General features: G+C 61.8%; 29 protein-coding genes. 11 read left to right on the top strand and 18 right to left on the bottom strand.

All coding sequences use genetic code 11. The annotated features are described in order from the left end of the window. Positions 1-230: 230 nt before the first annotated feature. From AB4037_RS09875 to AB4037_RS09860, 4 genes are all read right to left on the bottom strand, one after another. On the bottom strand, positions 231-1667 hold the full coding sequence (locus tag AB4037_RS09875; RefSeq protein WP_441771392.1) for a homospermidine synthase: 1437 nt from the start codon (positions 1665-1667) through the stop codon (positions 231-233). Between the two features lie 131 nt (positions 1668-1798). After that, the gene (locus tag AB4037_RS09870; protein ID WP_441771391.1) at positions 1799-2365 is read right to left on the bottom strand and encodes a GNAT family N-acetyltransferase; all 567 of its coding nucleotides are present in this window, start codon (positions 2363-2365) and stop codon (positions 1799-1801) included. A gap of 159 nt (positions 2366-2524) precedes the next feature. Next, on the bottom strand, positions 2525-3655 hold the full coding sequence (locus AB4037_RS09865) for a type III PLP-dependent enzyme (RefSeq protein ID WP_434954958.1): 1131 nt from the start codon (positions 3653-3655) through the stop codon (positions 2525-2527). A gap of 672 nt (positions 3656-4327) precedes the next feature. Continuing rightward, positions 4328-4951 carry a DUF2239 family protein gene (locus tag AB4037_RS09860; RefSeq protein ID WP_441771390.1) on the bottom strand — a complete coding sequence of 208 codons (624 nt, stop codon included), beginning with the start codon at positions 4949-4951 and terminating at the stop codon, positions 4328-4330. A gap of 187 nt (positions 4952-5138) precedes the next feature. On the opposite strand from AB4037_RS09860, the gene AB4037_RS09855 reads away from it, so the two are divergent. The 6 genes from AB4037_RS09855 to AB4037_RS09830 all read left to right on the top strand — a co-directional run bounded on the left by AB4037_RS09855 (position 5139) and on the right by AB4037_RS09830 (position 9812). After that, positions 5139-5627, top strand: coding sequence for a DUF305 domain-containing protein (locus AB4037_RS09855; RefSeq protein ID WP_441771389.1), 489 nt, complete (start codon positions 5139-5141; stop codon positions 5625-5627). Beyond that, entirely contained in the window at positions 5624-7093 is a 1470-nt protein-coding gene (locus AB4037_RS09850; protein WP_441771388.1) for a YncE family protein, read from the top strand. The genes AB4037_RS09855 and AB4037_RS09850 overlap by 4 nt, the downstream gene beginning before the upstream one ends. A gap of 100 nt (positions 7094-7193) precedes the next feature. Then, positions 7194-7721, top strand: coding sequence for an RNA polymerase sigma factor (locus AB4037_RS09845; RefSeq protein WP_441771387.1), 528 nt, complete (start codon positions 7194-7196; stop codon positions 7719-7721). Continuing rightward, positions 7718-8494: an anti-sigma factor family protein gene (locus tag AB4037_RS09840; protein WP_441771386.1), complete on the top strand. Its 777-nt coding sequence runs from the start codon at positions 7718-7720 to the stop codon at positions 8492-8494. Before AB4037_RS09845 ends, AB4037_RS09840 begins: the two co-directional genes overlap by 4 nt. A 115-nt stretch (positions 8495-8609) precedes the next feature. Then, positions 8610-9014, top strand: coding sequence for an ester cyclase (locus tag AB4037_RS09835; protein ID WP_434954964.1), 405 nt, complete (start codon positions 8610-8612; stop codon positions 9012-9014). Positions 9015-9224: 210 nt separating this feature from the next. Beyond that, positions 9225-9812, top strand: coding sequence for a GNAT family N-acetyltransferase (locus tag AB4037_RS09830; protein WP_434954965.1), 588 nt, complete (start codon positions 9225-9227; stop codon positions 9810-9812). A 30-nt stretch (positions 9813-9842) separates the two neighbouring features. On the opposite strand, the gene AB4037_RS09825 is transcribed toward AB4037_RS09830, so the two are convergent. From AB4037_RS09825 to AB4037_RS09805, 5 genes are all read right to left on the bottom strand, one after another. Continuing rightward, positions 9843-10529: a DUF1523 family protein gene (locus AB4037_RS09825; protein WP_434954966.1), complete on the bottom strand. Its 687-nt coding sequence runs from the start codon at positions 10527-10529 to the stop codon at positions 9843-9845. Between the two features lie 119 nt (positions 10530-10648). Beyond that, entirely contained in the window at positions 10649-11983 is a 1335-nt protein-coding gene (locus tag AB4037_RS09820; RefSeq protein WP_441771385.1) for a DUF6638 family protein, read from the bottom strand. A 160-nt stretch (positions 11984-12143) separates the two neighbouring features. Then, entirely contained in the window at positions 12144-14093 is a 1950-nt protein-coding gene (locus AB4037_RS09815; protein ID WP_441771384.1) for an ATP-binding protein, read from the bottom strand. 64 nt (positions 14094-14157) lie between these two features. Beyond that, positions 14158-15300 carry a hypothetical protein gene (locus tag AB4037_RS09810; RefSeq protein ID WP_441771383.1) on the bottom strand — a complete coding sequence of 381 codons (1143 nt, stop codon included), beginning with the start codon at positions 15298-15300 and terminating at the stop codon, positions 14158-14160. A 187-nt stretch (positions 15301-15487) separates the two neighbouring features. Beyond that, on the bottom strand, positions 15488-16567 hold the full coding sequence (locus AB4037_RS09805) for a hypothetical protein (protein WP_441771382.1): 1080 nt from the start codon (positions 16565-16567) through the stop codon (positions 15488-15490). A gap of 846 nt (positions 16568-17413) precedes the next feature. Between AB4037_RS09805 and AB4037_RS09800 the strand changes: the two genes are divergently transcribed. The 3 genes from AB4037_RS09800 to AB4037_RS09790 are packed head-to-tail and all read left to right on the top strand — an operon-like array spanning position 17414 to position 18869. Beyond that, entirely contained in the window at positions 17414-17782 is a 369-nt protein-coding gene (locus AB4037_RS09800) for a hypothetical protein (protein WP_441771381.1), read from the top strand. Continuing rightward, on the top strand, positions 17779-18063 hold the full coding sequence (locus AB4037_RS09795) for a DUF1488 domain-containing protein (RefSeq protein ID WP_434954972.1): 285 nt from the start codon (positions 17779-17781) through the stop codon (positions 18061-18063). Before AB4037_RS09800 ends, AB4037_RS09795 begins: the two co-directional genes overlap by 4 nt. Further along, positions 18063-18869 (top strand): transglutaminase-like domain-containing protein, encoded by an 807-nt coding sequence (locus AB4037_RS09790; protein WP_441771380.1) that lies wholly within the window; start codon positions 18063-18065, stop codon positions 18867-18869. Before AB4037_RS09795 ends, AB4037_RS09790 begins: the two co-directional genes overlap by 1 nt. A 109-nt stretch (positions 18870-18978) precedes the next feature. Here AB4037_RS09790 and AB4037_RS09785 read toward each other — a convergent pair whose 3' ends face one another. Genes AB4037_RS09785 through AB4037_RS09775 form a run of 3 tightly spaced genes read right to left on the bottom strand, consistent with a single transcriptional unit; the run spans position 18979 to position 19918 of the window. Beyond that, positions 18979-19242, bottom strand: coding sequence for a hypothetical protein (locus AB4037_RS09785; RefSeq protein WP_441771379.1), 264 nt, complete (start codon positions 19240-19242; stop codon positions 18979-18981). Next, complete coding sequence (locus AB4037_RS09780; RefSeq protein WP_441771378.1) at positions 19242-19682, bottom strand: hypothetical protein; 441 nt, start codon at positions 19680-19682, stop codon at positions 19242-19244. Before AB4037_RS09780 ends, AB4037_RS09785 begins: the two co-directional genes overlap by 1 nt. Then, positions 19679-19918 carry a hypothetical protein gene (locus AB4037_RS09775; protein WP_441771377.1) on the bottom strand — a complete coding sequence of 80 codons (240 nt, stop codon included), beginning with the start codon at positions 19916-19918 and terminating at the stop codon, positions 19679-19681. Before AB4037_RS09775 ends, AB4037_RS09780 begins: the two co-directional genes overlap by 4 nt. A 754-nt stretch (positions 19919-20672) precedes the next feature. Between AB4037_RS09775 and groL the strand changes: the two genes are divergently transcribed. Both groL and AB4037_RS09765 read left to right on the top strand, forming a co-directional pair. Beyond that, positions 20673-22295 carry a chaperonin GroEL gene (gene groL / locus AB4037_RS09770; protein WP_441771376.1) on the top strand — a complete coding sequence of 541 codons (1623 nt, stop codon included), beginning with the start codon at positions 20673-20675 and terminating at the stop codon, positions 22293-22295. 136 nt (positions 22296-22431) lie between these two features. After that, on the top strand, positions 22432-22659 hold the full coding sequence (locus AB4037_RS09765; protein WP_434954978.1) for a hypothetical protein: 228 nt from the start codon (positions 22432-22434) through the stop codon (positions 22657-22659). Between the two features lie 181 nt (positions 22660-22840). Here the strand turns inward: AB4037_RS09765 and AB4037_RS09760 are convergent, their stop codons facing one another. The 6 genes from AB4037_RS09760 to AB4037_RS09735 all read right to left on the bottom strand — a co-directional run bounded on the left by AB4037_RS09760 (position 22841) and on the right by AB4037_RS09735 (position 25943). Further along, positions 22841-22966: a hypothetical protein gene (locus AB4037_RS09760; RefSeq protein ID WP_441771375.1), complete on the bottom strand. Its 126-nt coding sequence runs from the start codon at positions 22964-22966 to the stop codon at positions 22841-22843. Between the two features lie 104 nt (positions 22967-23070). Continuing rightward, positions 23071-23292, bottom strand: coding sequence for an agmatine deiminase family protein (locus AB4037_RS09755; protein ID WP_441771374.1), 222 nt, complete (start codon positions 23290-23292; stop codon positions 23071-23073). Next, positions 23285-23620, bottom strand: a complete 336-nt coding sequence (locus AB4037_RS09750; RefSeq protein ID WP_441771373.1) for an agmatine deiminase family protein — start codon at positions 23618-23620, stop codon at positions 23285-23287. Before AB4037_RS09750 ends, AB4037_RS09755 begins: the two co-directional genes overlap by 8 nt. Positions 23621-23784: 164 nt before the next feature. Beyond that, positions 23785-24099 carry a MocE family 2Fe-2S type ferredoxin gene (locus tag AB4037_RS09745; RefSeq protein WP_441771372.1) on the bottom strand — a complete coding sequence of 105 codons (315 nt, stop codon included), beginning with the start codon at positions 24097-24099 and terminating at the stop codon, positions 23785-23787. Between the two features lie 26 nt (positions 24100-24125). Then, a complete protein-coding gene (locus AB4037_RS09740; RefSeq protein ID WP_441771371.1) occupies positions 24126-25139 on the bottom strand; it encodes a sterol desaturase family protein in 1014 nt (337 codons plus the stop codon). A gap of 12 nt (positions 25140-25151) precedes the next feature. Further along, positions 25152-25943: a 3-methyl-2-oxobutanoate hydroxymethyltransferase gene (locus AB4037_RS09735; protein WP_441771370.1), complete on the bottom strand. Its 792-nt coding sequence runs from the start codon at positions 25941-25943 to the stop codon at positions 25152-25154. Positions 25944-25991 lie beyond the last annotated feature (48 nt).

Here is a 25991-nt window from a genome sequence, read left to right as displayed (position 1 = left end):
GCAGCTGGGGAAGGTGGCATTTCGAAGAAATGACGGATGGGGTGTGGGCCGCTAGCGGGGCCTGAACCAGTTGAGCACAGGCTCTACATATTGTTGGGGGCCGGATCGGATGGGTAGAGCTTGCGGGCCACACCCCATCCGACCCGGCTTTGCGGGGTCGCCTTCCCCACTGCGTGGAGAAGGCTTGTCGCGTCTCGCTTTGCCCCCTCTCAATGAGAAGGCAAGATCGTTCACCGCACCAGGATGTTGCGGAACTGCCAGGGATCAGAGGTGTCGATGTCCTCCGGGAAGAAGCCCGGCCGGCCGTCGAGCGGGGTCCAGTCGGTGTAGTAGCCCTTGACCGGGCCGAGATAGGGCTTCTGCACTTCCAGGCAGCGGCGGAAGTCCATTTCGTCGGCTTCGACGATGCCGGCTTCCGGATTCTCCAGGGCCCAGACCATGCCGGCCAGCACGGCCGAGGTGACCTGCATGCCGGTGGCGTTCTGGTAGGGCGCGAGCTTCCGGGTCTCCTCGACCGTGAGCTGGGAGCCATACCAATAGGCGTTCTTGCCATGGCCGTAGAGCAGCACGCCGAGCTCGTCCGCACCGTCCTCGATTTCCTTCTCGTCGAGGATGACGAACTTGTCCTGCGCCTTGCCGGCCGCGCCGAACATCTCGTGCAGCGAGAGCACGGCATCGTTGGCCGGGTGATAGGCGTAGTGGCAGGTCGGGCGGTAGACCGCCTCGCCATTCTCGCGCACCGTCAGGTAGTCGGCGATCGAGATCGCCTCGTTGTGGGTGACGAGGAAGCCATATTGCGGGCCGGGCGTCGGGCACCAACTCAGCACGCGGGTATTGGCGCCGGGCTGCAGCAGGTAGATCGCCGCGCCGCAGCCTTCCTTGTGAGTGCGGCCGGTCTCGGGCATCCAGGTCTCGTGCGTGCCCCAGCCCAGCTCCGCCGGCTGCAGGCCTTCGGAAATGAAGCCTTCCACCGACCAGGTGTTGACGAACACGCCGCGCGGCTTGGGATGCTTGGCGCGCTGGGTATCGCGCTCGGCGATATGGATGCCCTTGACGCCAACCTTATGAGCGAGCGCGGCCCATTCCTCACGGGTCTTGGGATCGGCGGAGCCATGACCGGTTGCCTCGGCAACGTCGAGCAGGGCCTGCTTGACGAACCAGGAGACCATGCCGGGATTGGCACCGCAGCAGGAAACGGCCGTCGGGCCACCGGGCGTGCGGCGCTTGGCGGCCAGCATGCTCTCGCGCAGGGCATAATTGGTGCGCGCTTCAGGACCGGCGTTCTTGTCGAAATAGAAGCCGAGCCAGGGCTCGACCACCGTGTCGATATAAAGGGCGCCGAGGCTGCGGGCGAATTCCATCAGGTCGACGGAACCGGTATCGACCGAGAGATTGACGCAGAAGCCCTGGCCGCCGCCGGCGGTAAGCAAAGGCTGCAGCAGGCTCTTGTAGTTGTCCTTGGTAACGGCCTCCTGCACGAAACGAATGCCGTGCTCCTCGATGATCTTGCGGTCGGCATCGAGCGGATGTGGGTCGATGATGACCATGCGCTCCTTGTCATATTCGAAATGACGCTCGATCAGCGGCAGCACGCCGCGACCGATCGAACCGAAACCAATGATCACGACGGGGCCGGAAATCTTACCGTAGACAGGCCATTGAGCCATTCAATCCTCCAAAATGTGCGAGCCCCAGCGTTTAGGGGCTGGGGCCCGCGGGTGCAAGTTTTGTCGCGAATATGTGAAGACGCGATGACGCCTCGGGGAGCGCCACGGGCAAAGGGACCCTTCCCCGAAGATTACGCTGCGAAGCGGAAAGTTGCTTCGTTGGCTGCCCTGGCAACGAGCGCCGCGAAGTCGGGTGCGGTTTCGAGTTCGCCGGTGGCGTTCACCAGGCCGGCGGCTCCCACCAGTCCGTCGGGCACCAGCTCCAGGCCGAGGAAGCGGTTGCGCTCCACCGGGCCGGGCAGCCAGAGGCGCTCGGTGAGATCGGTCGAAAAGCCGAAACGGCTGTAATAGGGAGCATCGCCCACCAGCAGGATGGCCTTGTGACCATATTCCTGGGCATAGCCGATGCCGTGCCACATCAGGCGCGCGCCGAGACCTTCGCTGCGATACTGGCCATCGACAGCGAGCGGGCCGAGCAACAGGGCCGGCCGGCCCGGGCCGGCGGAGATGTTCCACAGGCGCAGCGTGCCGATCAGCCGGTTGTCATCGACGGCGGTGAAGGCCAGGCCCTTGGCCGGCAGGCGGCCTTCGCGCAGGCGCTCGCTGGTCTTGGCGAAACGGGACGGACCGAAGCAGGCGTCGAGCAGCGCCTCGCGAGCTTCGAGATGGGCAGAGGTTTCGGGAACAATACGGATCATGGCCGTGGCTCCTGGCAAAAGGAGAGCGACAGCCCTCGCACCGATGAAACGGCCGTACGGGACACAACTATCCCCACAGGCCGGATCGGACGCCCGGCTTGGGAGACGACGGAATGGCTGGAGGTCGGAGGAGCGGTTTCTACCGCTCCTCGCTGAATCTCAGATCACCACGGAAGCCAGCGGCGGGAAGCCGTTGAAGCCGATGGTGGAATAGGTGGTGGTGTAGGCCCCGCAGGCCTCGATCAGCACCTTGTCACCGATCGACAAGCTCACCGGAAGATCATAAGGGGTCTTCTCGTAGAGCACGTCGACGCTGTCGCAGGTCGGTCCGGCCAGGACGCAGGGCGCCTTGGCATCGCCGTCCCGCTCGGTGCGGATCGGATAGCGGATGGCCTCGTCCATGGTCTCGGCGAGGCCATGGAACTTGCCGATGTCGAGATAGACCCAACGGATCTCGTCCGTTTCGGCCTTCTTGGACACCAGCACCACCTCGGCCTCGATCATGCCGGCATCGCCGACCATGCCGCGGCCCGGCTCGATGATGGTCTCGGGCAGCTGGTTGCCGAAATGGGTGCGCAGCGAGTTGAAGATCGCGTCGCCATAGGCGGGAACGCCGGGCATGGCGCGCAGATACTTGGCCGGGAAGCCGCCGCCCATGTTGACCATCGACAGCGTGATGCCGCGCTCGGCCATCTCGCGGAAGATGCCGGCAGCCGTGGCGAGGGCGCTGTCCCAGGCCTGAACATTGCCCTGCTGCGAGCCGACATGGAACGACACGCCATAAGCGGTGAGGCCCAGGATCTGGGCATGTTCGAGCACGTCGGGGGCCATGGACGGGGCGCAGCCGAACTTCTTCGACAGCGGCCATTCGGCGCCGGCGCCATCGCACAGGATGCGGCAGAACACGCGCGAACCAGGGGCGACGCGGGCGATCTTCTCGACCTCGGCCACGCAATCGACGGCAAACAGGCGCACGCCGAGCTGGAAGGCGCGAGCGATGTCACGCTCCTTCTTGATGGTGTTGCCGAAGGAGACGCGATCGGCACCGGCGCCGGTGGCCAGGGCCTGCTCGATTTCCACCACGGAGGCGCAGTCGAAGCTGGAGCCGAGGCCGGCCAGCAGGTTCAGGATCTCAGGAGCCGGGTTGGCCTTGACGGCGTAGAAGACGCGGGTGTCCGGCAGCGCATGCGCGAACGCCCGATAATTCCGCTCCACCACGTCGATGTCGACGACGAGCCGGGGGCCGTCGGCGGGGGTGCGTCGGAGGTAGTCGAGGATGCGGTCGGTCATGGCGGGTCTCCCCAAAATCCAAAAGTCTCAAGGATCGGTGCGTCGCCGCGGCCGCCGCGGGGTGGAGCCGCGGACGATCGATGCTGATGCGCCGCCCACCGCCGGAAAGGCCGGATGCCTCGCCGCGACGGGATGCAAATCGCCACGCAACGGAACAAGCCGCCGCATGGTTCGGAACTGCCTTGGATTGGATCGGGATACCCGGTCCGCACGCCTGGCAAAGAGAAACAAGCCTCTTCAGTCGCTGGATATGGAAACCAGCCGAGACCAAAAAAGCCCGCTTCGTCGTTGCTTCAAGCTGCGTCCCCCGCGGAGTACGGGGTTCACCGGTCGCCTCCGGCTGCCGATCGTTGTTCGGGATTCGATGACTTTGGCACCTCAGTGCTTGATCACCTCAAGAGACCACTGCCGCGATCCCTAGTCCATCCCTGGCGACCGTCCAGCCTCTTGTCTGGATGTCCACCGACCGACACGCGGCCACAGGCACGTGCGAAATTGGGCAAGGCGGGAAATAGGAAGAATGGGCGTCATATGCAAGAAAAAATTTTCGCCCGGGCCGAAATTTTTCTGCGTTGCAAAAAGTGAAAATTCGCGTGGCCGGCAAAGGAGTTACGTCAGGGGCGCCCGGCAGGTTTGTCACGGAGGCTGGCCGGAACCCGATCTTGGCCTGTTTCAGGCGTGCAGGCTCCCGATTGCGGGCTTGTATCGCTCCTGCCCCTTGCCATTGCCTTGCGGTGCAATCGTGAAGGCCGCCTCCGCCAGCTTGTGCGCGTGCCTGCTGATGTCATCGGGCCAGCCGGCGATCATGGCGGTGAATTTTTCGTTGTCGCCGGCGAACAGGGCGCGAATCGCTTCCTCGTAATGTGGTTCGTTGCCGGCCATGGCGCTCATGAAACGATAGGCAGCCTCGCGCGCTTCACGTAGCCGATCCGTCGCCTCGGAGGCATGGCGCGCTTCGTCCACCAGCCGGCGCAGCACCACCGAGGCGCCGCCCGGCTGTGAGGCCAGCCAGTCCCAATGACGCGGCAGCAAGGTGATTTCGCGGGCGACGACGCCGAGCTTCGGACGCCCAGGCCCACGTGGCGGTGGCTCGATCAAGGCATAGCGGGCGCGGATGTCATCCGGCGTGCCGCGCAAATCCAGGTCAACAGGCCGACCGGTGGCATCTTCGAACACCTGTACGGGCAACGCCTCACCCGAATCCTGGGCCTGGCGGATGGCCAGGGCAACGGTGGTTGCGTCACCTTCGGCCAGACGCTGGCGTCCGGCAAAGGCGATAAGGGCAAGATGGGTCATGATCCCAGGTCCTGTTGGGTGCGCAGGATAGGCCTGGGTCGAATGGATGTCAATATTATCCGGGTGAATATGGGTCCGATAGGGAGCCCGAGACAGCAAAGCAGAAAATTTCCCGCGCGATGGAATAAACACTGCCCCCGGTTGTCCACCCAGTTGAGCTCGTTCGAAACACCACGGGACACCAAACATGATCGTTCAGCGCAAGGCCGCCCTCGTCGTGCTGGCCTGGATCCTGGCTGCCGGCTTCGTGCCGGCTGCCGCCCACGATACCGAGCACCATGGATACGAGGCCATGCCGGCTTCCACCGAGGCACCGTTCCTCCGTGAAAACGATGCCGCGATGTCGAAGATGATGAGCGCGATGGCGGTCAAGCCGACCGGCAATGTCGATCGCGACTTCATCGAGATGATGATCCCGCATCACCAGGGCGCGATCGATATGGCCCAAACCTATCTGCGTTACGGCAGCAATGAACAACTCAGGCGCATTGCCCAGGAAATCATCGTCGAACAGCAACAGGAAATCGCCGCCATGCGCCTGGCAGTGGGGGATCCGGTGCCGCCTCCGGCCGCCGCTCCGACGCAGGCCCGGCCCTTTGCCGGCGTTCCCCTCAATCCGCCCGCCAACGACAATCCCCCGCCTCCTGCCATGTCGATGACGGGAGCGGGCAAATGAAGGACTCATCCATGCGCCGCACCCTTTTTGCCTTCGGCCTTCTCGCTGGCACCATGCTGGCACCGGTTGCCGGTTTTGCTGGGCAGGTGCCAGGATCGGCGTCGGGTGCCGACATTCCGATCAGCCACAGGGATCGCCTCTATGCGGCCGAGCAGTTCTCGAACACCGTCTCGGTCAGCGATCCCGTGGACAACAAGCTGCTCGGCGTCATCCGGCTCGGCGATCCCCAGCCGGGCAATCTCAGCCCGCTCTACAAGGGTCAGGTGCTGGTCCACGGCATGGGCTTTTCTCCCGACCATAAAACGCTGGCTGTCGTTTCCATCGGCTCCAATTCCGTGACCTTCATCGATACAGCGTCCAACGCGGTCAAGCACACCACCTATGTCGGGCGTTCCCCGCATGAAGCCTTCTTCACACCGGATGGCAGCGAAGTCTGGGTGACGGTGCGGGGTGAGGATTATGTCTCCGTCATCGATGCCGGCACCTTCGAGGAAAAGCTGCGGATCAAGGTTCCCGGTGGGCCGGGCATGCAGATCTTCTCGCCGGACGGCAAATACGGCTATGTCTGCTCGTCATTCAACCCGCAGACGGTCGTCGTGTCCACGGCCGATCACAAGATCGTCGGGAGCGTCAAGCAGGCGAGCCCCTTCTGCCCGAACATTGCGGCCTCGGCCGATGGAAAGCAGGTGTGGTTCACCCTCAAGGACATCGGCAAGACGCAGGTCTTCAAGGCCGAGCCTCCCTTCGATCTCGTCAAGACGCTCGATACGGGGCCGATCACCAATCACGTCAACCTCGTGGTCAACAAGAACGGCAGCTTCGCCTATGTCACCATTGGCGGGTTGAACGAAGTGAAGGTGTTCCGCACCAATGATTTCCGGCAGGTCGCGACCATTCCGGTCGGCAATCTGCCGCATGGCATCTGGCCCTCCGGCGATGGCAGCCGGGTCTATGTCGGCCTCGAGAATGCCGACCAGTTTGCCGTCATCGACACCTTGACCAACAAGGTGATCGCCACCATTCCGATCGGGCAGGCGCCGCAGGCCGTCGCCTATGTCCCCAATGCCGTGCCTGAGGGCGACGGCCTGCAGAACCTGGTGCCGCTCGGCACTTCCGGCGAGGCCGCCCATCTGAAGCTTGCGCCCGGGGGAAGAGGGGACAAGACCGCCCCGACCAGCGTATCCTTGTTTGACCAGGGCCTGACTCAAATCCTCCAGGCCGCGGTCAGTGGACTCGAACCGAAGAAGTCCTATGTCCTCGCGCTTTCGAGCCAGCCGGATGGAGGAGGCCCGTTGCAGCCGCTTTCGGCCTTCACCACGAACCCGGCCGGCTCCGCCATCGTCAATGCCGTCGGACCGATACGCCAGATCGTCGAAGCCAGGCCCAAGGACGAGAGGCGGTTCCTGGTGGTTGCGGCCTCCACGCCGGGAAAGCCCGACGAAGTGGTCCAGGTGCAGGTTCAATGAGCGACCGGCGCGCTCGCTTCGGCCATCCCGGCGAGCGCGCCATCGAGCGGGAGCAGCGTCAAGGCCATGAGTGATCTAAAGCCATGAGTGACCCAAAGCCATGAGGGACCTGCAAAGGCTTGTCGAGCCGATGATCCCCGCCTTGCGACGGTATGCCCGCGCCTTGCTGAGGGATGCCGTCGCCGCCGATGACCTGGTCCAGGATTGCCTGGAACGGGTGATCGCGCATTGGCAGCAGCGGCGCGGCAAGGATCCGAGCACATGGGCGTTTGCCATCCTGCACAATCTCGCCGTCAACCGGCTTCGACAGAAGGCGCGGCGTGGCGATCATCTGCCGTTCGAGGATGTCGAGGAAGGCGTTCTTGTCCATCGGCCGGCCCAGGAAGACGCCCTGGTCCATGCCGACCTCGTCTCGGCGCTGGCGCAGCTTCCGGATGACCAGCGCAGCCTGCTCCTGCTGGTCTGCGTCGAAGATCTTTCCTACGCCCAGGTTTCCGACATATTGGCGATCCCGATCGGAACCGTCATGTCGAGGCTCTCGCGCGCCCGCGAACGCCTGCGGCAAATTCTTGAAAACTCTGACCGATCTGCCACCAGGCGCGGCGGCCATCTGCGGAGTGTGAAATGACTGACAAACCGATTTCCGAAGATGATCTCCACGCCTATATCGACGGCGCCCTCGACGAGGCCCGCAGGGCGGAGATCGCTTCCTATCTCCACGCGCATCCCGACATCGCCGCCCGCTTTGGGTCCTATGCTGGCCAGCGTTCGGATCTGCGTACCGCCTTCGCCGCGATCGCGGACGAACCCATTCCCACCAGGCTCAACCTGGCTCACATGATCGATATGCAGCGGCGGCCCCACGTTTCGCGATGGTGGGCTACGGCCGCCGCCATCCTGCTTCTCGCCATCGGCGGTTCGGGGGGATGGCTTTTGCGCGAGATGACATCCATACCCCAGGAGGGAGTGGGCGCCTTGGCCCGCGAGGCGTCGGCGAATTTCAGTGCCTATGCCTCGGATACCGTCCGGCCGGTCGAAATCCGTGCCGACAAGGCAACCGAGCTCGCCGATTGGGCGGCTGAACGGATGGGGCGCAGGCCTGTCTTGCCGGACCTGTCGAAGGCGGGGTACCGGCTGATGGGCGGGCGGGTCGTGTCAACGCCTCACAGCCCGGCGCTCATGCTGATGTATGACGACGATCGCGGCGGCCGCCTCGTGATGTTGACCAGGCCGATGGCCGTGGACCAGGACAGGGCGATGGCGGCCCATTCGGAAGGCAAGGTCGATGGCTGGACCTGGGCAACCCGTGGCATGGGCTACAGCCTCGTCGGATCAATGCCGGCCGAGACGCTGCATCCGCTGGCCGACGATATCCGCAAGCAGGTTCTGGGAAACATATAGGCGTTGCGCCTGGCCCATCCGGGGTCGATCATCGCTGCTACGACCGGACAATGATTGCCGGGGCGGGCGTCGGTGGGTGGACAGGTCTGGTGATGGATCTTTGGGGAGGTTGAGGATGGCCGAAGAAAACAAGCAGTTGGTTCGTGACTTCGTGGAGCACGTCATCAATGGCCGGAATCTCGATGCTGCCGGCGATTACATGGCGGAGGACATGATCGAGCTGGTTCCCTTCCCAGGGCAAGGGCCTGGTCTTGCCGGGCTGAAGGATGTGCTTCGCGGCATGTTCGCTGCGTTTCCCGACATGCACTGGACCATCGAGGAACAGATCGCCGAGCAGTCCAGCGTGCTGACCCGCTTTACATGGACAGGCACGCATGAGGGGGAATTCTTCGGTGTTCCCGCCTCGGGCCGCACTGTGTCGGTTTGGGGCATGGTGATCGATGGCTTGGAGCGCGGCAGAATCAAGCGCTCGCGTATCCTGATGGACGTGTTCGGCCTCATGCAGCAAATCGGAGCCTAGCCTACCCGCCAGTTCCGGCGCTTGCCGTTGGCCGGCCTCCGATTGCCGGTTTCCGCATGGCCTGAAAAAGGAGGAAGGCACCGGCTTTCATTCCCTGCATAGCAGCTTTGAGTGCAGTGCAGCAGAGGTCTCTTGCAATTATTGCTGCGGTGCACAATATTTGGCGCACAGGGAGGTGACGACTCGAGGGTAAGCCACGAGGACTGCGAGATGAACCAGGTCACCACCATAGCCCCCAGGGGCATTATCCGGCAGTTGAGACCGTCCGATCTGCCGAAGTTTCGCGATCACCTGCTGCGGCTGGACCGTGAGAGCCGGCATGACCGCTTCAATGGCGGCATCAGTGCCACCTTCATCGCCGACTATGCCGAGCGCAGTTTCCGCGGCGGCGCCACCGTCATCGGCTATGTCGAGGACGACCAGGTTCTCGGCGCGGCCGAACTCCATGAACTGCCCGAATTGTCCGAGCCGACGGCGCAGATCGCCTTCAGCGTCGAGCGTCATCGCCAGCATCAGGGTATCGGCGGACGCTTGTTCGCGCGCCTGCTGCTGCACGCTCTCGGCCTCGGCTATACCCGCCTCGAGGTCACCACCCATGCCGACAATGCCAGCATGAAGGCGCTGGCCCGCCGCTTCAATGCCAAGCTCAGCTTCGCGCAGGGCGAGACCACGGGCGTGATCGAACTCGATCCGGCGGTGACGCTGGAGCACCCCGCCTTCGAGGCGATCGGCGAAATGCTTCCGGGACCGCTGACCCTGACGATCGTGGGCGATGGTATCGCGCGAGCGGCAGCCTGAGGCATTCAGGCCGGAGACGGGTCTCTAATCCTACTTGTAGCGCCGCTGGTTCTTTGGCTTCCAGCTATCCAGCCAGCGCCGGATCCGTGCCATGAAACCCGTGGCCCGGCTCGAGACGGCGACGGCATGATCGTCGACGGCATCAGCCGCGGCGCTGACATGGTTCTCGATACGGGTCAGCATCGGGTCGAGCCGCTCGCGCTTGAAGCGGCGCAGGCGGAAATAGAGCCAGATCAGGGCGATCGCCAGACCGCCGAACACGAAGATTCGCATCCAGGGAATGACATACTCGTCCGGCCCGCTGGCAGCGCGGATCGAAAGGACGTTGGGGAACATGGTCAAATAGGTGACGCGCCAGCCATAGCTCTTGATCACCACCCATTTCGGGCTTTCGGTACTGGACTGGAAGGACTGGGCCGCCGCCATCAGGTTGCCGGAGTCGAACTTGTAGTACCAGGGAAAGCCCCAGTCGGTATCCTCGTTGCGATATACCCTGAGGGTGCCGCTGGGGTAGACGGTGTTGATGAAGCGTACGTCGCGCGTATTGGTCGCCTGCACATTGGGCGCTTCACTGTCGAAGAAGCCTGAGCTGTCGAGGCGCTTGGTGTCGGTGCCGACGATGCGCACCACGTCATAGCGCGGCAGCACCTGGTCGAGCCAGCAATAGCCGACCGTGAGCACCAGGACGATCAGGATCCATTTGAACAGACGCAGCATGAACCAACCTTGGAGCGCGGACATCCCGGCGACATGCCTTCATGTCGCGGTGTCCGCTCTTAGCGATTTGAGAGGTAGGGTGTTTTTAAGGGGCGGACAAGATGTCCGCGCTCCATTCCTCACCCCTTCGGGATCGCGCCCCATGGTCCGGCCTGGGGCTGGGGTTCTTCCTCCGGCGTGCCGTCGCCGAACAGATCCTCCCAGGCATCGTCGTTCCTGAGTGCTTCATCCCGGGACAGGAACTCCACCACATAATCCTGCTTGCGCGCGGACCAACCCTGATAGGCCTTGTAGAAGGCCGGCTTGTTGCACAGGAAGAGCTGACGGATGTCGAGCGGCGTGAACTCGCTGAGCAACTGGTTGACGAGGTCGCGGTCCGGCAACTGGGCCGCACGATAGAGATAGAAGCAGCCAGGTTCCGACGGGCCGGGAAGGCGCGGATTCAGGCCCTGTTCGGCGGCACGCAGGGCTGCTTCCACCGCCTCGAATTCCGGCGGCAGGTCGTTGGCATGGCGCATGGCGAAGCGGCGCAGATCCTGCCGATTGAGCCGGGCCAGCTCCGCCGGTGCGTCATCCTTGCCGGCGAGGACGCTGGCCAGCATGAAATCGAGCCGCTGGCGCAGCAGCGCCTTGGCGTTGAGGTCAGCAGCCTCGAAGACCGAGGTGATCAGGCCGTTGAGCTGCAGGAAGTGCCAGACATCCACGGCGCTTTCGAGATTCTTGGTCTCCACGGTGCCGATCTTGGGAAAGCCCGGCGCCACGCCACGATAGAGCATGGCGGGGTAGGACATGTCCCGGAACAGATAGAGCCCGTCGAAATAATTGGTGTAGAAATTGCCCTGGCTGTAGTCGGTCTTGCGGAAGCGCACGGGGTTGCGGGTGATGTCGCCAACCCGGCCGGCAAGCTTGATCATGCCGTCGATATAGGCGTCGTCCTGCCACAGATCGTCCTTTACGCGGAAGTCCTCGATCAGGCGCGACAATTGTTCGGCTTCGCCGAGCCGGTCGGTAGGCGTGTTGGCCTCGACGGTGACGGTGCGCAGTTCCAACAGGTCGGCCGGGCTCTTGATGCGCCACATCGAATGCACGAGTTCGCCCATCACGGCCTCGCGCACGCTCAACGCCATCAGCTCCTTGGCATTGTCCTGGATGAAGTTGCGCAGCACCGAGCGCATGGTCGAGAACTGGGCGTTCAGCAGCGGCGCCTTGAGCTGGTCGAGGCTGAGCAGGATGAACATCCGGTTGCAGCCCTCGGGATTGAGGTAGCGGATGTCGTCGAGCTCGTCGCCGACTTCCGGCGAGAAGCCGGAGAGGTCGATGTGGAAGTCCTCCAGCCCAGTGCGCTTGCCGATGAGCTTTTCCAGCGCCGCATTGTAGCGCGCCACCATGGTGGGGGAGGAGACCTCGATGAGGTTTCCGAACATCAGCCCCGCTTCGATCAGGCGCTCCATCATGACGATGACCTCGAAAGACTATCTGTCATTCCCGGCGCCGCCGCAGGCGGCGGGAAGGGAATCCAGGGGCTATGTGAACAACCCTTTGGCCCCTGGATCCCCTTCCCAAGGCCTTCGGCCTTGCCGGGGATGACAGAACGTCCAACGCCGATGATCACTATCATGTGCGCTGCTCCAGATAGCGTTTCTTGGCTTCCTCCATGCGGCCCATGTCGCGCACCGCATTGTCGATGGCCGCCTCGTCCGACTTGTCGGCATAGCGGAATTCGCTATCGGCGTAGCGATTGATCTCCTGGATCACCATTTCGACCGTGATGGGCTTGGCGAGCTCGGAGATCATCGCGAGCTTGGTAGCATAGTCCTTGGTGAGGAAGAGCTCGGGCTTTTCCATCCATTCGTCCGGCAGCTCGAAATCCATCGCCCTGACCTTGATGGCATCGGTGATGTTCTTGATGGCGCGGCCGGTGAAGCGCTCGTCTGCCTCCTGGATCGCCTTGAGATAGGCGCCGAGCCTGGCAACGGTGTCGAGCGCCCCGATCTTGCCCTGCACGCTGTCGAACACCTTTTTCAGGGCTTCCTCCTGCGGGCGCGAATGCGCGTCATAGGAGGCGGCCACCGCTTGCCGGATCTCCTGTGCAGCAAAGAGGTCGTGCTCGCCGAGCGGGATCTGGTGGCGCTTGCCGAGCAGCAAGGACAGGAGGTCAATATAGTCCTCCTTGCTCTGCGGCCCATCCACCAGGAAGCGGGCGCCGGCGCGCTGGCGCAGGGCGTCGTCGACATTTTCCGGGAAGTTGGAGAACATGCCGAAGGTGCAATTGCCGCGCACCACGGTATTGGCGCCAGCAAAACTCTCCATCAACACGGCCGTGATCTCGAGCTGGCCGGAGGAGGATTGTCGGTCGCCGCGCTTGCCGGCGAGCTGGTCGATGTCGTCGATGGTGCCGAAGCCGATCACGGCGGGGTCGATGATCTCGCGGATGAAGGCCTTGGCGTTCTGGGCCGACTTGCCCTGGTAGGAATCGATGCTGTCGGTGGAGAGGTTGGCATAGCGGAAGGGATAGCCGGCATTGGCGCAATAATCGTTGAGCAGGCCGGCCATCATCTGGATCAGCGTGGTCTTGCCGGTGCCGGGCTTGCCATCGCCCATGAAGGTGAAGATGAAGCCGCCGAGTTCGGCGAAGGGATTGAGGCGCTTGTCGAAATCATAGGCCATCAGCATCTTGGCCAGCTTCATCGACTGGTATTTGGCGATGTGGTTGCCCACCACCTCGGTCGGTTTCTTGAAGGCCATGGTCAGCGCGGTGGAGCGCTTGTGGGTGGAGGGTGCAAAGCCATTGATCTGGAAATCGTCCGCCTCGACGCGATAGGCGGCGCTGGTGAAGGCCTCCAGGCGCGGGGCGGTGCCTGCGCGCATGGCGACCGCCTCCATCAGCCGTTCGCACCAGGCCGTCAGGGTCGGCACCAGCTTGAGGCCGCCATCCATTCGGCTCAGGATGCCGTCGAGTTCCCACAGGGCGCCCTGCAGCGCGATGGATGGGTTGTCGGTGAGGATTTCCTCGAGCTCGCCGACCTCGGCCTGGCCCTCGCTCGCCTGTGCGGCGATGAGGAAGGAGAGCATGTTCGCCGTGACGTGCAGGGCGATCAGGGAGGCCGCGGTGAGGAGCTCGGCGAATTCGGTGCGCCTTGCCGGATCGAGGCGGCCCTCGCGATTGTCGCGCTTGAGCTGGCCGAGAGCGGTGCGCTCCTCATAGAGCTCGCCGACGGCCATGGCGGTGGCCAGCGCCCGGCGCAAAGCCTGCAGCACGCTGGCCTGGGCCGGGCTCATCAGGGCTTCGCCAGGATCGGCCTGGCTGATGCGGGCGATCAGATGGACGCCGTCCTGCGCCGCGCTGGAACGCGCGGTCAGGCCGGGCGTGGTGGCGCGGAACAGCCGGCCGGTGGCGGTGGGAATGCCGGGCGAGCGTTCGGCCGGCGCGGCGCCGGCTGGCGCGGCCTTCGCCTTGGCGATGCGCGGCGCATGCTCGAACCCCTCCATCAGGGCCAGGGCCTGTGGATACTGCGCGCGGATCGCCGCTTCGCGGATTTCCATCAGATTGAGGGAAGCGGTCATAGGGTCCTCACGGTCATTCTATGCTCCCCGCAAGGGGAGAAGGTTTTTCGCGCGGCGCTACCCATCACAACCCCGTCAGCAGCGAACCGTCCTCGCCCACCACATATTTACGCACGTCCCGGAAGCCGGGCGGGTCGCGGTCGACGAGAACCTGATAGGGCAGGACCGGCAGGATGAGCGAGCGTTCAAGCCTGGTCACGCCGGCTTCGGCGGCGGCGGGCTGGTACTGGTCGAGGTCGAAGATCTCGCGCTCCACCGTGGACAGGAGGCCGGCGGGCACTCTTTCGCTGCGGGCCGAGACCAGGGTCTCGATGGTCCAGGCCAACGCCCAGTCGCTGTCCTCGGTACGCGAGACCTCGGCAAGGATCTCGCGCAAGGGGCCGGTCTGCTCTGTGAAGGCATGCGAATACATCGGCCCGACATGGATGCGCCTCAACAGCTTGGGGTGCAGATTGTCGAAATCGACGTCGAAGCCGCGGGCGATGGTGAGGAGCTTGAGGCTGGAGAGCGACTGAGCCATCAGGTGGGACTGCACCTGCGGCCAGCGCATCTGATCCTCGTTCAGGATGACGTGCCCGGTATCCTCGACCACCAGGAGATAGATCACCGGCAGGCTGAGGGCGCTGTCATAGACGGCCCAGTGCAGGAGGTAGCGCCGGCGCTGCGCCTTGGCGTCGGACAGCAGCACGAATTGGGGATGGTTCTGGGCGAAGAACAGGCCGCGCGACTTCAGCGTCTCGTAGTAGATGCGCTGGCTCAGGGCATATTGCAGGCTGGTGGGCCTGGCCCGCTCGGAGAGGATGTGCGCGATCATCTCCTCCTTCAGCCGGACCTGGTCGGGCTGGTTGGCGAGGTGGCGGTCGACCTGCACGAGGTCGTTCGCCATCGTCATGATCTCCTGGAACACCGGAAAGCCGCTCTCCGAGCGGTCGATCGCCAAGGTGAGCGGAAACGAGGAGACCCGGCCCGACATCAGATGCTTGAGGCTGAGAGCGGTGAAGGTCTTGGCCAGGCGCTGGAGATAGTTCTCGATCAGGTCGAGCTGGATCCTGCCGAATTCATTGCCGCCATATTTGGTGTCGTTGGCCAGGCCGGTCTGGCCGGTGACCTCGCGCAAGTGGCGGATGATGCGGGAGAATTTGCCGAAATAGCGCCGCATCGCCTGGGGATCCGGCAAGGTGACGTGGTCGTTACCGGGAGGGTTCAAGGGCGGCCTCTAGTTCCTGATGGTGGAAACACCGATCTTGTCATGCCCGGGCCTGACCCGGGCATCCAGTGTTGATCCATCTTTGATGGAAAGGTCGGCTGGATGGCCGGGTCAGGCCCGGCAATGACAAAAGTCGAGCCACGGGAAACATCGTCACACGCACCGTTCCGAGATGGGTAAGCGAGCCTCACGCCCCGCCATAGAGGTTCTTGTCGTGCTTCTCGACGATCTTGGCGAAGCGGCGGGCGAAGCGCTCGTCGGATTTGGCCTTTTCTTCCAGGACCTTGCGGGCAAAGACCATATGGTCCTCGTGCTTTTCCATCATCTCGGCCATGCGCTGGTTGGTGGCCGAGCCGATGGCCGCCATGGCGGCCTGGGCCTCCTGGTCGGTCTTGACGCCGATCTCGTTGATGCGATGGGCGACGTCCTGCTGCTGGGCCGTCTTGAGCGACTTGGTGAGCGCGTCATAGAGCACCACGCGCTGCTTGGTGTCGGTCTGCAGCTTGTTGATCAGCACCATCTGGGTGGCCGCCTGGTTCTGCAGGCTGTCGACCCAGGTCTTGCCCTGCTCGATATAGCGTTCCAGCGTCTGCGACTGGGCGACCTTGACCTGCTCCTGCTGCACCAGCTCGTTGTAGATCCCGTTGGTCTGGGCGAGCTCGCTCTCCAGGCGCGTGCGGGCGGCGGCGTCCTGTTCCATCGAGATCTTGTTCTCGAGGTCGATGATCCTGGGGTCCATCGCCAGCACCTCGGCCCGGATCTTCTCGAGCTCGGCCACGGTGTTCTCGCGGTCGGTGAGGGTGCCGGTCAGGTTCTTCTCGACCCGGCTCTTGTGGTCGTTGAGCACGCCGAGCTGGCTCTGCAGCAGGTTGACGATGATGTCGGACTTGGAGATCAGATCCTGCAGCTTGTCGTCGATGGAGGCGGCGCGTAGGCGCTCCTCGCGCATGGAGTCCGATTTCGCCGAGGAGAACATGCCCACGAAGCTCTCCCAGCCGGACTTCTCCCGCATGGCGTCGAATTCCTTGGAGAAGCCGGCGGTGACGTCGTCTAGGCCCATGATCAGCTCGGCGATGTTGGCGTTCATGGCATTGGAATGGGCATGAACGTCGTCGAGCGTGGCGTTCTGGATGTCGATGGAGATGTCCTCGCCGTGCTCCATCTTGGAATGGGCGCGCTCGATTTTCGAGCTGACCTCGGAAATCTTGGCTTGGGCGGCCTTGATCTCGGATTCGGCGGCTTTGATCGCGGCGTCAAACTCGGCCATGCGGCTCTCCCCTGGGTTGGCACCCCTGGAGCAAACGCGTTCATACCGAACGCTTATTTGTTCCAGGCTGATTGTTTCCAAGCCAATCCAACGGATTGGCTGGAGCGTCTTTGCGATTTCTGGCGGTTCCGCCAAATCGTAAGACGCTTTGAATATTGAGCAACCAGATAGGGGAAATCGAGACAAGTTTAAAGGGCGTGGCAAAGGGGCGTCGACTGGCGTGTGACGTAGGGCACATGGGAACGGGGGAGAGGGTTCGCAGTACCGCCACACCCTTCCCACGACCCCATGCGAGAGGGCGGTGGTGGGAAGGGGGTGGCGGCTTGACGGGTGCCTGTTCGAGGTGTGGAAAAAAGACGAATGCCTAGCATGTACTGCCGATGCTCGACCGAATAGTATCTGTTTAAGATGTGGCAACATCCATAATAATTTAATCCGGATACAAAATCGCGTGCCATTCTTTGAAATATTTTAACATTGGGAAGTATTTTTCCTTCACCAAAAAATAAAATCAATTGCGCCTTTTTTGGAGCCCAATCGAAGCGCATATCTATAGAGGTTGTTGACTTGGCTGATTGCCTTTTCGAGAGGCAGAAGCTCAAAATATAGCCACCGCATGGCATATCGGCGTTTGTCTGTCGTTTGGAAGCTCCCGTGCCTACCCTGACGAGGAAACAATCCAGGGGCTCCTGGCTTGTGCTTCGCCGCGTGAGCTCCCTCGCCCACCTGCCTGGATCTGGCATGCAAAGGTCACCGCGGCCGCCGGTACCGATCATTCCCTCCGATTCGGGCGCCGCACTCGAAAAGGGAAGATCCGACAACGATGAAATCGTGCGGAGCGACGAGATGCTGATGAAGGTCGTGATCGAATTCTACCGCGTCCGTCAGGCTGACGATGCGCATGCTGTGATCGGCCGTGAGACCGTGGATGCCGCCGGCGTCGACGATGCGATCGAGATCGCCTGTCAGCTTTGGCGTACCCTCAACATGCCGCAGCAACCCGACGCCGTCACCATCAGTGATAGCGGAGGAAACCGCCTCTATTCGCACAGAGTCTCGGCAGCATCGCGCTTCTGGATGAAAGGGCGCCGCCTGAACATCGACAGCGATGAAAGTTCGTCAAAACAAGAAGTTCGAGCAAAGGATGTTTCCAAAGGGCGTTTTATGGAAATCGTACTTCGCTCGGGACCTGCCAGAACGGGGTACCAATCATGACACTCGCCTTTCCCAACCTAAGCCGTAGCTTCGATGAAGTACGGAACGCCGTCCGTTTCTTCGGGTATGATGGCATGTTCGAAATACGGTTCTTCGTCGAGGCTGGTGCGCTCGCCAAAGCGGCCACGATGTCACGCGGACCGACGGCATCGGAAGCGGAGTGCATTTCGGCTTTCGATGCCTTGCGGGCATCCATCCATGATGTCGCCCGCGAGGCCTATTCTCACGATCACCTCAGTTCCTACACGCTGACCGTCTCTGATTTCCGATCGGTGGTCTGATGCTGATCCGCTATGGCTACGAAATCACGTTGAACTGCCCACAACCGACCGCCTTGGTCTGCCTGATGTCTGTTCACGACGATCGCGCGGCCGACATTCGGGCCGCAGAAACGATCCTCACCACGCCACCCGCCGAACTGTCGACTTATCACGATCTCTTTGGCAATCGCTGCCGTCGGCTTGTGGCGCCGACGGGCGACCTGACCATCTGGGGCGATGCCACGATCGAGGACGACGGCAAGCCGGACAGGATATTCCCGTCCGCTCGGGAGTTCCCGGTGCCTGAACTGCCAGATGACTGCCTTGCCTACCTCATGGGGAGCCGCTACTGCGAAACGGATCGCCTCAGCCAGATCGCCTGGGATATGTTCGGCAAGATCGCTCCCGGCTGGGGCCGCGTGCAGGCAATCTGCGACTTCGTCAACGGCCACATCCGCTTTGATTACATGCAGGCCCGTTCGACACGAACGGCTTTCGAGGTTTTCCATGAGCGCATCGGCGTTTGTCGCGACTTCGCGCATCTGGCGCTAACGCTCTGCCGCTGCCTCAATATTCCCGCGCGCTACGTCAACGGTCATCTGGGGGACATCGGCGTCCCCATTGTCGACCCCATGGACTTCAGCGCCTGGATAGAGGTGTTCCTAGGCGGGGCATGGCATACGTTCGATCCGCGAAACAATGTTCCCCGGATTGGCCGGATCGTGGTTGCTCGGGGCCGGGACGCAGCCGATGTCCCTCTCATCAACTCGTTCGGCCCGCATGTCTTGAAGTCGTTTCGGGTCTGGACATACGAGGTACCAACGTAAAATGCTTCCCCTGCCGCCATTTGGCTCCGATTTGCAGCACATCGGCTGACCGCGTAAGTCCAGCCCGACGAGACTTGCGGTCGTGTTGCCGAGCCAATTCCGGCAATTGCTAAATCGCCGTGGAATCCTGTTCGAGCATGGCGTCGAACGTGGCAGGCGTGATGCTGGCAACCTGGATCGAGGTTTGTGGCTCTGAGAGCGCCGGCAGGTGGAAAAGAGCCGCTATGCGGCGATAGGCCAGAAACGACACGCCCTCGATCAGCTCTTCGTCGATGTCGACCCTATAATCTCCTGGCGGTTGATTTTCGTTGAAGCCATCGAGGCGGAATGGCTTGGTAAAAGTCACCGTCGAACGCGTCGTGCGGACATTCATCACACCTCTCCTTTGCCGACGGATAATTTCCGCTCTCGGCTCTTGCGAGAACGGGAGGACTTTCGCTCTACCGCCGCGGCGGCAAGGTAGGCTTGGATGGCTGATTGCATATGCTCGCGCCAGAGCGAGATCGGCATCGTACGCGTGACCACGGCATGGTCGGAGAAATAGCCGATTTTGGGCTGAAGCAAGGCGAGAACCGCCTTTTCCAGAAGGACGCCTCCGGGGCTGTTCATGGCTTGGGTCCTCACGTCGTCCCTAGAGCGACTTCCAAAAAGCGACAGATCTTTCGAATAAGAAAGTACGCTAAAACAAAGAGTTAGAGGAATCTCCCCTGCAGGCGGGTCACATTGCTCCAACACCGCCGTTTCCGCCTCTGATGGCACCCGGCTGATCGTCACCTTCGCTGCGACAACCAGATTCCGGGCGGGGGCGTTCATTCGACGACAGTTGCTCGGATTGCCCACGGGAAGGAATGAAATGGGCGAAAGGCCCCTTCGTCGTCCAGGCCTTTTGTCAGGATGGCCTGGAATATTTCCCGTTCGAGCAAATCTCGCTGAACCTGCAAGGAAAGTCTGTCGGGAGCTACCCGCATGGCGCCTCCTTCATTCTCCCAATTGGCGATCGCTTTGTCGAAGCCATCGTCGAATGGTGACTTGAAAAGAATTTGTCGCATCGGGGCCTCCTCACGCGGCGAAGCAAATGTCCAAAACGCTTCCTTCGCCTGGGCTTCGGCGCCACGCCAGAAGCGATATCGCTGTTCGCAAGACGTCTCGGGAAGGGCGTGGACATGCCATCGTGCGTATTGTCGGCCATGTCGCGACGTTCGCTCTGCAGTCGCGAAGTGCGCCAATCAACGCCGTATGGATACTATTTCATGGCAGGTCTGGGCACGGCTTCGCGCTCGGAAAATACAGAGATTCAAATAAAACCTTTTATTAAAGATCCCATTTCTAAATCCGCCATGCGTTTTTTCCATTAAAGAAAAATACTTTACTCCCTATTCGTTTTAATATCGAGAATTATTTTTTAAAGTATACAAAAGCTGTGTTGGAATTTTTCGGTCAAGTGGAATTAAATTTTCTTCAATCTCTGGAATAAGGGTTGATTTTTATTTTCTAGCACTCATGTCCATGGAGTGCCAAAGAGTGTATAAAGAAAGGGGTGGCGTGCCGATGTGCGCCGAGCCTGAAAAGTGCACTTCAAAGACATTCGACCTCAGGCAGACCGAACCGTTGTCGGTCGCCTCGGCGGTGGGACGAGGTCGCTACTTCGAAACGGCAGAGCAGACGCGGGGCAAGGTGAGGCGATCCCGATCATGGGAGAGCAGCGTCGTCGCCGTCCCGACAAAACGAAAGCCGTCGCTGAGGCGGCCGTAAACGCCGTGCTTGCCTTTGCCTTTCACACACAACAGAGACCGGAGTTCAACCATGCCCGCCAAAGATGTCAGATTCTCCAGCGATGCCCGTGATCGCATGTTGCGTGGCGTGGAGATCCTCAACAATGCCGTCAAGGTCACGCTTGGGCCCAAAGGGCGCAATGTGATCATCGACCGTGCCTACGGTGCGCCTCGCATCACCAAGGATGGCGTGACCGTCGCCAAGGAAATCGATCTCGTCGACAAATTCGAGAACATGGGCGCCCAGCTCGTGCGTGAGGTCGCCTCAAAGACCAATGACCTTGCCGGCGACGGAACGACGACTGCGACGGTGCTGGCCGCCTCCATTTTCCGGGAAGGTACGAAATTCGTCGCCGCCGGCATGAATCCGATGGATCTCAAGCGTGGCATCGATCTCGCCGTGCTTGCCGTGGTGAAAGATATCGAGGCGAGGGCCCAGAAGGTGCGATCCTCGGATGAAATCGCTCAAGTCGGCACCATCGCGGCCAATGGCGACGCCTCGATCGGCAAGATGATCGCCAAGGCGATGAAGAAGGTCGGCAATGAAGGCGTCGTCACGGTGGAGGAGGCCAAGAGCGCCGAAACCGCACTCGATGTCGTCGAGGGCATGCAGTTCGACAGGGGCTATCTCTCCCCTTATTTCATCACGAATGCCGAGAAGATGTCGGTGGATCTGGAGGATGCCTATCTCCTGATCCACGAGAAGAAGCTGACGAGCGTCCAGGTCCTCCTGCCGCTCCTGGAAGCGGTGGTGCAGACCGGCAAGCCTCTCCTGATCATCTGCGAGGATGTCGAGGGTGAAGCTCTTGCAACGCTCGTCGTCAACAAGCTGCGTGGCGGCCTCAAGGTCGCCGCGGTGAAAGCGCCGGGTTTCGGGGATCGGCGCAAGGCCATCCTTGCCGATATTGCCACGCTGACGGGCGGACAACTCATCTCCGACGATCTTGGTGTGAAGCTCGAGAATGTCACGATCGACATGCTCGGCCGTGCCAAGCGCCTGCACATCGACAAGGAGAGCACCACCGTTATCGATGGTGCCGGCGACAAGAAGGAGATCACGGCCCGCATCCGGCAGATCAAGAACCAGATCGGAGAGACCAGCTCCGAATACGACAAGGAGAAGCTGCAGGAGCGCCTCGCCAAGCTCTCGGGCGGCGTGGCTGTTATTCGCGTCGGTGGCGCAACCGAGGTCGAGGTCAAGGAAAAGAAGGATCGTATCGAGGACGCGCTCAACGCCACCCGCGCGGCGATCCAGGAGGGCATTGTCCCCGGGGGCGGTGTCGCTTTGCTGCGGGCAAAGGCTGTCCTCCACAAGATCGTCTCGGACAATCCCGATGTCCGGGCAGGCATTGCCATCGTCATGCGTGCGCTCGAAGCGCCAATCCGGCAGATCGTCGAGAATTCCGGCGTCGAGGGGTCGACGGTGGTTGGCAAGCTTCTGGAAGCAAACAATCCCAATCTCGGCTTCGACGCCCAGACCGAGCGCTATGTCGACATGCTTGAGGCCGGCATCATCGACCCGGCCAAGGTGGTCCGGGCAGCATTGCAGGATGCAGGCTCCGTTGCGGCCCTGATGATCACCACCGAAGCGATTATCGTGTCGACCGAATCGGACGCTGCCGGCGCCATGCCAAATGGAGGAATGGGGTATTGATGGGGCATCCCGCCCCGCGATTACTCGTCGTCATTCGAAGTTGAAATATAACTCAAATAATAAACTCAAATATTCGGATTAATTCTCTAAATTCGGGCTTCGAAAATGGAGGGGCGGTTTTTTTCAGGAGAGTAAAATGACAAATGTCGAATTGATGAAAGTCGAAGTACAGGGGAGCGGTCGCCTTCTGTTCAGCGTTCGAGTGCCTACCGCCGCGGGCAAGATGGAATTTCCGATCGCGATCGACGATCAGGGATCACAGGCCTTGAATGAGATTGCAGTCCTGCGCTCCACCATCGTCTTTGCCGAGGAATTGGAAGCCTCGGTTCGGCGTCGTCTCGGAGCGACGACTCACAAGCTCTGAACTCGAGGGGCCGCAACCTCCACCCGGATTTTCAGCCAGTGGCAGTTGGACTCTCGACGGGATTTAGGGCTTTCCAATTTCGAACGGTCCGGCTGGTGAACGAGCCGGCAGCAGGGCGGGAATGTGGGATGCGCAGCCCGCGTCTCGCCGTTTCCGGCCGTTCGCCGCATGCTTGCACCGCTCAGATGACCAGCGCGATCGCCAGACCGACCAAGGCCAGCAGGAAGCCCAACGCGATGCCGATCGAGGTCACCATCGGCTGACGGAACGGGGCAATTTCGGTCTCGAACGTCTTTTCTTCGCTCATCGGAACGCCTTTGCCTATGGCATGGTCGAAGCCCTATTTCGGCTGCTGCTGCGTCGTGCAATGGATGCCGCCACCCGCTGCTGCATGCCGGCGATGCCGGGCAGTCAGATGATCTTTTCCAGCCCCAGGAGACGGAAGAGTTCCTTCTCGCAGGCCGCCTTGCTCACGCCGGGATTGCGGCTCGGATTGAGCACGCAGCTCTGCGTAATGATGGCTGTTCCTTCGCCATCCACCTCGATGCCGCCACCTTCCATCCCGAGGTCGGTCTCGATGAACGCGCATCGACCTTGCCCACCACGAAGGCGGCAACTTGGCGTCTCAGGCATGGCTTTGCTTGTCGCCCCAGCCATTGAAGTTGAAGCCGACACCGCCTCGTTCGCCGGAGGCGTTCTTGACGAAGACGGAACCGGTGTCACGCATCCACAGATCGTCGATCGGTTGGACGAGCAGATTGACCGCCGGGCCGCACAGGCGCGCTGCGAGGTCATGCTCCTCCTCCCGCACGAGCATGTTCACCGTTTCATGCGCGGCAATGGTCTTGGCGATCTCCGCCAGGTTTTCCTGGGCGACGGAGCGCAGCCTTTTGCCCCAGATCTTCGTGCTCGGGCCGAAGGCCATCCAGGTGGCGGCGTGAGGCTCACCTTCCTCGGGCATAGGCTCGCTCCGAGCACGCTACCGGCCGCCAGGACGCCTCGTGCCAGAATGGCTCTACGTGTCGGCATGTTACCCCAGGCGCAGCGAGTTCCGCACCCTTGCCCAAGGATTGGAGCATTTCATAGGGACTGCAATGAAGGGGGAGGGCGAGCGGGGAACCGCTGTCAGCCGGGCAGTTTGACCATGACGGTCCCATCGGCAATCCGCGCTACGTAGACATTCAGATTCTTACAGGCTGGCAGTCTCTTCGCCTCGCCGGTGCGATAGTCGAAAATACCGGAATGCTTGGGGCATTCGATCTCGTAATCCATGACCAGGCCGTCGGCGAGATGAATGGCCTCGTGGGTGCACAGGCCGTCCGTACAGAAGACTTCGTCGGCAGGCGAACGGTAGAGCGCATAGGTCCGGCCGGCATGATCGAAGCGGCGCGCGCCTTCCTGTTCGATATCGTCGAGATGACAGGCGGAAATCCAGTTCATTTCAGTGATCCCCTCGCTTGATCTGGCTATTGGGCGGTGTTTTCGGCGTTGGCCCGCGCCCTGCGTTTCTCGTAGCGAGCCTGCATGCGGGCATCGCCGTCGGCGGTGCCGTCGTGCCAAGTGCCGAACCATTTGTCGAAAGGCACGAGGCCGTCGCCATAGTTCACCTCGAAGAATTTGTGATGCAGGTAATGGGTATAGGCATGGCTATCGATCGCAGCCTCCTCGCCCAGCTCGATCTTGTCGAAGCCGAGATGGCCGACCACGGCGCCGAAGCCGGCATAATGCAGCTGGTAGATCGCCAAGATCGGATTTGAGGGGATGATCAGATGGACCAGGGCCGAGGAGAAATAGAGCAACTGCTCCACCGGGTGCATCGAAAGCGAGGACCATGGCGAGGGATTGACCGAGTTGTGATGCACGGAATGGATTAAGCGGTAGAGCGGGCCCCAATGGATCAGCCGGTGGATCGCAAAGAAATGCGCCTCGTGAAAGAGCGGCGCGATCAGTGCCAGGCAGAACAGGTACCAGGGATGCTCGGCAAGGCCTACCCAGGGCCCCCAGCCATTGGCGGAGACATGGAGAAGGCCGACCTCGATCGCCGTCCAGATCGGAACGCCCGAGGCGAAGGTACGGATGATGCCGTCGAGGTTCTGGCTGTTGAACAGGAAAGCCGGATTGCTGGCGTCGCCCGGGAATTTGCCGTTGTATTTGAAGCGATTGCCCTGCCGGCGCAGGATATAGAGACGCAGCTCGAAGGCGCCGTAGAACAAGAAGACCGCCAGGGAGTTGATGGCGAAGAGCTGCAGTACCCAGCCCCAGTGCAGCGTCTTCAAAGCCTCCGTCTCAGGCACGGCAAAATACCAGTAGGCCACGGCCGAAGCGGCGAACAGCAGGTTCCACGGCAGGAAATAATGGGGAAGCCATTTGAGGAAGGCGAATGGCTGGGGTGGCAGCACGAAGACCGGGGCGATCTCTATGCGGTTGGCGGGCGCCCAGTCACCGCGCTTGTTGCGCTTGCCGAAGGTCAAATCATCCATGGAGGTGCTCCGTCAGATTGATCGTGCAAGCGCCTGGAAGCGCTCGTAAGTGGCATCGTCCATGTCCACCTTGTGCTTGCGCTCCGGATAGGTGCCGTCGGCGACGTCGGTGGCGAAGGCGCTGAAGGCTTCGACGCGTTTGTGCTGCAGCTCCGACATCAGCGCCCTGAAATCCGCATAGCGCTTGGCATGGCGGGGATAATGGCCGGCGTGCGTACCGAGCACGTCGCTGGAGAAGAGGTATTGGGTATCGCAGGCGGAGCCGCAGCCCATCCCCATGGTGATCATCGGCGTATTGCGGGTGATGTATTCGGCCAGCCGCACCGGCACCACTTCGACCTCGATCGCGGCTGCACCAGCGTTTTCGAGATCCTTGACCGCCCGGAAGACGCGCACCGCTTCCTCCGGTGTTTTGCCGACGGCGCGAAAGCCCGTCCAGGTCCCACGGTTGGGCACGAGACCAACATGGCCGGTGACCGGAATGCCCTCCCGGGCCATGGCCTCGATGAAAAGCGGCGAATGGGAACAATAGATCGCATCCGCCCCACGTCTCAGCATCTGGAAACCAAGACGGATGGCTTCTTCGGGGGAGGCGACGGTGCCGTGCGGCATGCCGACCGAAAGAAAAGCCGCAGGTGCGGCCTGGCGGATGCCTTCAAGATGATGATCGGGCTCGCAGGAGAGGACGACGATGCCGCATTCCACCGCTGCAGCGGCTTCCTCGGCGTTGTCGACATGCAGCTGCAGCCATTTTCTCTGACCCTTCCGGCTCTGCAGGTCATAGACCGTAATGCGTTTTCCCATGGCGTTCTTCCCGAAACTGGCGGGAGAACCATAGGCGGGGGCGGCAGG

The organism is Labrys sp. KB_33_2, from assembly GCF_052114505.1.
In the GTDB taxonomy this organism is placed as follows: Bacteria; Pseudomonadota; Alphaproteobacteria; order Rhizobiales; family Labraceae; genus Labrys.
The sequence above is the reverse complement of the archived record's forward strand: the minus strand, read 5'-3'. Positions and strand labels throughout refer to the sequence as shown.

What these genes read in the sequence shown, in the direction of transcription:
- AB4037_RS09875 (WP_441771392.1), bottom strand. Translation starts at nt 1,667, where the DNA reads ATGGCTCAATGGCCTGTCTACGGTAAGATTTCCGGCCCCGTCGTGATC.
- AB4037_RS09870 (WP_441771391.1), bottom strand. Translation starts at nt 2,365, where the DNA reads ATGATCCGTATTGTTCCCGAAACCTCTGCCCATCTCGAAGCTCGCGAG.
- AB4037_RS09865 (WP_434954958.1), bottom strand. Translation starts at nt 3,655, where the DNA reads ATGACCGACCGCATCCTCGACTACCTCCGACGCACCCCCGCCGACGGC.
- AB4037_RS09860 (WP_441771390.1), bottom strand. Translation starts at nt 4,951, where the DNA reads ATGACCCATCTTGCCCTTATCGCCTTTGCCGGACGCCAGCGTCTGGCC.
- AB4037_RS09855 (WP_441771389.1), top strand. Translation starts at nt 5,139, where the DNA reads ATGATCGTTCAGCGCAAGGCCGCCCTCGTCGTGCTGGCCTGGATCCTG.
- AB4037_RS09850 (WP_441771388.1), top strand. Translation starts at nt 5,624, where the DNA reads ATGAAGGACTCATCCATGCGCCGCACCCTTTTTGCCTTCGGCCTTCTC.
- AB4037_RS09845 (WP_441771387.1), top strand. Translation starts at nt 7,194, where the DNA reads ATGAGGGACCTGCAAAGGCTTGTCGAGCCGATGATCCCCGCCTTGCGA.
- AB4037_RS09840 (WP_441771386.1), top strand. Translation starts at nt 7,718, where the DNA reads ATGACTGACAAACCGATTTCCGAAGATGATCTCCACGCCTATATCGAC.
- AB4037_RS09835 (WP_434954964.1), top strand. Translation starts at nt 8,610, where the DNA reads ATGGCCGAAGAAAACAAGCAGTTGGTTCGTGACTTCGTGGAGCACGTC.
- AB4037_RS09830 (WP_434954965.1), top strand. Translation starts at nt 9,225, where the DNA reads ATGAACCAGGTCACCACCATAGCCCCCAGGGGCATTATCCGGCAGTTG.
- AB4037_RS09825 (WP_434954966.1), bottom strand. Translation starts at nt 10,529, where the DNA reads ATGCTGCGTCTGTTCAAATGGATCCTGATCGTCCTGGTGCTCACGGTC.
- AB4037_RS09820 (WP_441771385.1), bottom strand. Translation starts at nt 11,983, where the DNA reads ATGATGGAGCGCCTGATCGAAGCGGGGCTGATGTTCGGAAACCTCATC.
- AB4037_RS09815 (WP_441771384.1), bottom strand. Translation starts at nt 14,093, where the DNA reads ATGACCGCTTCCCTCAATCTGATGGAAATCCGCGAAGCGGCGATCCGC.
- AB4037_RS09805 (WP_441771382.1), bottom strand. Translation starts at nt 16,567, where the DNA reads ATGGCCGAGTTTGACGCCGCGATCAAAGCCGCCGAATCCGAGATCAAG.
- AB4037_RS09800 (WP_441771381.1), top strand. Translation starts at nt 17,414, where the DNA reads ATGCTGATGAAGGTCGTGATCGAATTCTACCGCGTCCGTCAGGCTGAC.
- AB4037_RS09795 (WP_434954972.1), top strand. Translation starts at nt 17,779, where the DNA reads ATGACACTCGCCTTTCCCAACCTAAGCCGTAGCTTCGATGAAGTACGG.
- AB4037_RS09790 (WP_441771380.1), top strand. Translation starts at nt 18,063, where the DNA reads ATGCTGATCCGCTATGGCTACGAAATCACGTTGAACTGCCCACAACCG.
- AB4037_RS09785 (WP_441771379.1), bottom strand. Translation starts at nt 19,242, where the DNA reads ATGAATGTCCGCACGACGCGTTCGACGGTGACTTTTACCAAGCCATTC.
- AB4037_RS09780 (WP_441771378.1), bottom strand. Translation starts at nt 19,682, where the DNA reads ATGAACGCCCCCGCCCGGAATCTGGTTGTCGCAGCGAAGGTGACGATC.
- AB4037_RS09775 (WP_441771377.1), bottom strand. Translation starts at nt 19,918, where the DNA reads ATGCGACAAATTCTTTTCAAGTCACCATTCGACGATGGCTTCGACAAA.
- groL (WP_441771376.1), top strand. Translation starts at nt 20,673, where the DNA reads ATGCCCGCCAAAGATGTCAGATTCTCCAGCGATGCCCGTGATCGCATG.
- AB4037_RS09765 (WP_434954978.1), top strand. Translation starts at nt 22,432, where the DNA reads ATGACAAATGTCGAATTGATGAAAGTCGAAGTACAGGGGAGCGGTCGC.
- AB4037_RS09760 (WP_441771375.1), bottom strand. Translation starts at nt 22,966, where the DNA reads ATGAGCGAAGAAAAGACGTTCGAGACCGAAATTGCCCCGTTCCGTCAG.
- AB4037_RS09755 (WP_441771374.1), bottom strand. Translation starts at nt 23,292, where the DNA reads ATGCCTGAGACGCCAAGTTGCCGCCTTCGTGGTGGGCAAGGTCGATGC.
- AB4037_RS09750 (WP_441771373.1), bottom strand. Translation starts at nt 23,620, where the DNA reads ATGCCCGAGGAAGGTGAGCCTCACGCCGCCACCTGGATGGCCTTCGGC.
- AB4037_RS09745 (WP_441771372.1), bottom strand. Translation starts at nt 24,099, where the DNA reads ATGAACTGGATTTCCGCCTGTCATCTCGACGATATCGAACAGGAAGGC.
- AB4037_RS09740 (WP_441771371.1), bottom strand. Translation starts at nt 25,139, where the DNA reads ATGGATGATTTGACCTTCGGCAAGCGCAACAAGCGCGGTGACTGGGCG.
- AB4037_RS09735 (WP_441771370.1), bottom strand. Translation starts at nt 25,943, where the DNA reads ATGGGAAAACGCATTACGGTCTATGACCTGCAGAGCCGGAAGGGTCAG.